4 protein-coding genes are annotated in these 4,651 nt (G+C 68.3%); 1 reads left to right on the forward strand and 3 read right to left on the reverse strand.

Translation table 11 applies throughout. The features are described from left to right. The 3 genes from AC2VNT_RS07965 to ramB form a co-directional block, all read right to left on the reverse strand. On the reverse strand, nucleotides 1–1,341 hold a 1,341-nt coding region (locus AC2VNT_RS07965; protein ID WP_486946339.1), incomplete at its 3' end, for a DUF92 domain-containing protein. A 107-nt stretch (nucleotides 1,342–1,448) separates the two neighbouring features. Then, entirely contained in the window at nucleotides 1,449–1,994 is a 546-nt protein-coding gene (locus AC2VNT_RS07970; RefSeq protein ID WP_486946340.1) for a carboxymuconolactone decarboxylase family protein, read from the reverse strand. Beyond that, entirely contained in the window at nucleotides 1,991–3,409 is a 1,419-nt protein-coding gene (ramB, locus tag AC2VNT_RS07975; protein WP_486946341.1) for an acetate metabolism transcriptional regulator RamB, read from the reverse strand. Before ramB ends, AC2VNT_RS07970 begins: the two co-directional genes overlap by 4 nt. 121 nt (nucleotides 3,410–3,530) lie before the next feature. Here ramB and AC2VNT_RS07980 point away from each other — a divergent pair, with 121 nt between their 5' ends. Continuing rightward, on the forward strand, nucleotides 3,531–4,352 hold the full coding sequence (locus AC2VNT_RS07980) for an acyl-ACP thioesterase domain-containing protein (RefSeq protein ID WP_486946342.1): 822 nt from the start codon (nucleotides 3,531–3,533) through the stop codon (nucleotides 4,350–4,352). The last annotated feature ends 299 nt before the right edge of the window (nucleotides 4,353–4,651 follow it).

Here is a 4,651-nt window from a genome sequence, read left to right on the forward strand (position 1 = left end):
TCGGACCAGTTCCATGACACCGAAGGCGACGACCATCCCGGTCACATTCGCGCAGACGTTGACGACGTCGTTGTCCAGCCACCGCCATCCGGAGAGCGACCGGCCCGGCACGTCGCAGTGGGTGCGGTCTTCCACGGTGGTCTGACACGCCGGACAGACGAAGCGGCCTTGCGCCGTGGCGCCGAGCAGAGAATCCACCAGCGATCCGGCGATCCCGGAAACCAGGCCGACCACGACGATCACCGGACCGGTGAACAGCGCACCGAAGCCGCCGACCGCCAGCGCCCCGAGCACCGACGCCGCCGATCCCAGTGGTGAGACCGCGCCCGAGGTGCCCTTCGGGGCCGGTCGGCCGGTGCGCAGCGAGAGCGGCATTCGCGTTGAGAAGCGCCCGATTTCGGAGGCCCAGGAGTCCGCGATCGAGGCCGCGATCCCGCCGATGTACACCGCGAACCAGACCCGGTCGCCGGTCAGCGCGTAGCCGACCGCCGGGGCCATAAGCGGCAGTGCGGCGTTCACGATCACCTGACTCAAGCCCCGCAGACTGCCGGTCTTGGCCGGCCGCCGGTACGCGGTCAGCAGGCTGGTGACGGCGAAGAAGACGGCGGCCGGCAGCAGCCAGACCCAGCCGGCCAGCGCAACCGCGGTCGCCGCCACCAGCCCGCCGCCGATCGAGCCGGGGGTGTCCAGCCAACCGAACCGCACCAGAAACGGGACGATCGCGCAGCCGAAGCCGGTCGCGATCACCCAGCGCAGCGCATCCGCGGCCGGCAGCGTGTGGCCGAGCTGCAACGCCATGGCGACCCACGGGGTGATCAGCAGGTTGTCCAGCGCCGGCACCACGATCAGCTCCATGGCAGCCGTCGTCACCGCGATGAACACCGAAATCGCGACGGCCACCGAAATGCTCGTCTTGAAACCGACCACGCAACATGCCAGCGACACCGCGAACGACAGCGCCACGAAGACGACCGATCCCTCCAGCGAGCGCACCGCCCCGCTGGCGGCCACCTGTATCCGGCCGAAGCGGTTGCCGACCAGCGCCGCCCCGGCGTCGGCCAGCCCGAGCACCAGCAGGCCGCCGGCGATCGCGACCCGGTCCGGCCAGAAAGCCAGCACCGCGACGAGGGCACCGCCGGCGAACCCGACCAGCCCGTAATCGCGGGACCGGGTGCCGTCGAAGACGCCCGAGACCGGTACCAGGCCCTTCTCCACGATGAACGCCAGCGCCACCGTGGCGACGGCGAGAACGCCGACCACCACCGCCTTGCCGGACAACTGGAAGGCGGCCAGCGCGGCGAACACCCCGCAGAGCGCGTGCGGAATCTTCCGGGTGACCATCGGACCCGCTCCGATTCGCAGCAGCAGCCGTCCGATCACGGTGAGGACAACGGCGATGAGAAGTGTTCCACCTCCGGCGGTTGCGAGGTCGTGTCGGAACAGCGGCGTCACTCGGGATAGTCCAGCGGTACTCGCAGCGCGCTCATCGTCGCCGCCAGTGCGTCGTACTGGGTCGTCAGCATGGCGAACTCGATCAGCCGGGGCCGGTCGAGGTGCTGCGCCAACGCCTGCCAGGTGGTGTCCGACAGCGTCCGGGTGCCCACCAGTTCGTCGGCGGCGATGAGCAGTGTCCGCTGCCGGTCGGTCAGCCCGTCGGCGCCGGGCCCGGCGAAGATGCGGGCCTGGGTCACGTCGTCGAGGCCGGCCTTGCGGGCGATGCGGCGGTGGTGCTGGAGTTCGTACTCGCAGTCGCGCAGGTGGCCGACGCGCAGGATCACCAGCTCGGTGTCGCGCTTGGGCAGCCTGCCGCCGTACAGCAGGATCCCGCCGAACGGCAGCCAGAACCACATCATCCGCCGGTGCTGGCCCAGGGTGGTGAACAGGTGCATGCGCGGCACCGATTCGCGGCGGGCCGCGAGCTTGCAGAGCACCCAGTTGACGACGCCCAGGTCGCGGAGGCCGGGAGCGGCGGGGATGCGCGCTACGTCTTTCATCCCTGTTGCTTTACCAGGTACGGCGACACGGTGCTGCGGTGTTCGTCAAGATCGAGGTCGCGGCCGAGCGCGGGGAACGCCCGCTGCGGGCAGTTGTCCCGTTCGCAGACCCGGCAGCCGGCGCCGATCGGGGTGGCGTTCCCGCCGGACAGATCCAGCCCGTCGGAGTAGACCAGCCGGTGACCGTGCCGCAGTTCGCAGCCCAGCCCGATCGCGAACATCTTACCCGGCTGGCCGTACCGGGAGGCGCGGCGTTCGACGGTGCGCGCCACCCACAGGTACTTCCGTCCGTCGGGCATCTCGGCGATCTGCACCAGAATCTTTCCCGGGTTCGCGAACGTCTCGTAGACGTTCCACAGCGGGCAGGTGCCGCCACTGGACGAGAAGTGGAACCCGGTGGCGGACTGGCGTTTCGACATGTTCCCTGCCCGGTCAACCCGGACGAACGAGAACGGGACGCCACGCATCGACGGTCGCTGCAGGGTGGACAGCCGGTGGCAGGTGGTCTCGTAGGAGACCCGGTAGAACGCCGAGAGCCGCTCGATGTCGTAGCGGAACTTCTCCGCGCTGTCGTGGAACTGCCCGTACGGCAACACGATCGCCGCGGCGTAGTAGTTGGCCTGCCCCAGCTGGGCCAGCGTGCGCGAATCCTTGGAGGTGAACTTGCCGGCGGTGACCATCTCGTCGATCAGGCCGTCGAACTCCAGGTAGGCAAGCTCGGCGGCCATCTTGAACACCCGCTGCCCCCAGGACAGGTGGTTGCTGATGTCCAGCGTTCGGGTCTGCGCGTCGTACCGGTGCAGCAGGGTTTCGCCCAGGTCGATCCGTCGGTTGATGTGCACGCCGTGCACGTCGGTGAGCCGGTTGGCCAGCTCGACGGCCAACTCGCCCTGGTGTCGGCGCATCTGGGTGGCCAGGTCTTCGGCGGCGGTGTCGAGTTCGTGCAGGTAGTTCTGCCGCTGGTAGAAGTAGTCGCGGACTTCCTCGTGCGGCATCGTGATCGCGCCGGTGCCGCTGCCGTCGGAATGCCGCTCCTCGGTCGCGGCGGCCAGCTGGGCGGTGGTGATCCGATACCGGCGGTGCAGTCCCACCATCGCCCGGGCCAGCTTGGGGTGGGAGCCGACCAGCTCGGTGAGTTCGCCCAGGTCGGCGTCGGCGTCGAGGTCGCGGTCCAGGGTGACCTCGCGCAGCTCGGCGACCAGCCGGGTTTCGTCGCGGGATGCGAAGAAGGTGCTGTCCACCCCGAACACCTCGGTGATCCGCAGCAGCACCGGCACGGTGAGCGGCCGCACGTCGTGCTCGATCTGGTTGAGGTAGCTCGGCGAGATCTCCAGCAACTGGGCCAGCGCCGCCTGGCTCAGCCCGCGTTCGCTACGAAGTTTACGCACCCGGGAGCCGGCGTAGGTCTTCGCCATCCCGCCACCGTACCCGCTGCGAAGACCCTCTTCGCAGCGTTGGCAACGGCCGCGCGTTTGATGGCGTGCCCGCGCCTTTGGCATGATCACGCTGGGCGGCAACCGGGGATCAGGGGAGCGGATGGCAGCAAACGAAGCGGGGCAGCGCAGCGGCCTGGGCAAGGTTTTGATGCCGGTTCCCGACCCGCACCCCGACGTCTTCGACCGGCAGTGGCCGCTGCGGGTGGCCGATATCGACCGCGCTGGCCGGCTGCGGTTCGACGCGGCCGCCCGGCACATCCAGGACATCGGTCAGGATCAGCTGCGCGAGCTGGGTTTCGAGGCCACCCATCCGTTGTGGATCGTCCGGCGGACCATGATCGACCTGGTCCGGCCGATCGAGTTCCAGGACATGCTGCGGGTGCGCCGCTGGTGTTCGGGGACGTCGAACCGCTGGTGCGAGATGCGGGTTCGCATCGACGGGCGCAAGGGCGGCCTGGTCGAATCCGAGGCGTTCTGGATCAACATCAACCGGGAGACGCAGGGCCCGGCGCGGATCGCCGACGACTTCATCGCCGGACTGCAGCGGACCACCAGCGTCGACCGGCTGCGCTGGAAGGCGTACCTGAAGGCGGGCGGTCGCGATGACGCGGCCGAGATCCACGAATACCCGGTGCGATTCACCGATATCGACCTGTTCGACCACATGAACAACTCGGTGTACTGGAGCGTGGTGGAGGACTACCTGTCCGGGTGCCCCGAGTTGCTGGCCGCTCCGTTGCGAGTGGCTCTCGAGCACGAGGCGCCGGTCGCACTCGGCGACAAGCTGGAGATCATCTCGCACGTCCACCCGCCCGGGTCCACCGACCGGTTCGGCCCGGATCTGGTCGATCGCACTGTTAGAACCCTCACATACGCGGTCGGCGACGAGGTCAAGGCACTCGCCGCAATCTTCCCGCTCTAGCCCGGCTGCGGTTACCTCGGTTAGCCGCGTGTCAACCCGATGGATGACCCGGCTGACCAGCGGGGAGTTGTTACCGGCCGGTAACCCTGCCGCGGTAACTAGAACGCGTTCTCGCCCGTCGAATCTTCGCAGTATTGGCAAACGTGCCGGTAAGTGTTGCCGCAATTGGCAATTTAAACGGCTGGACCAGGCCAGATGGCCTATGTCAGGGTCGCGTTAACACACCAGTGAATCCGCCGGGCTGTTAGCAACGTCGACAATCCCGACGGCTGTGCAATCGCAAAGGAGAACCCGATGTC

It is taken from the genome of Mycobacterium sp. TH-M15 (assembly GCF_057473705.1).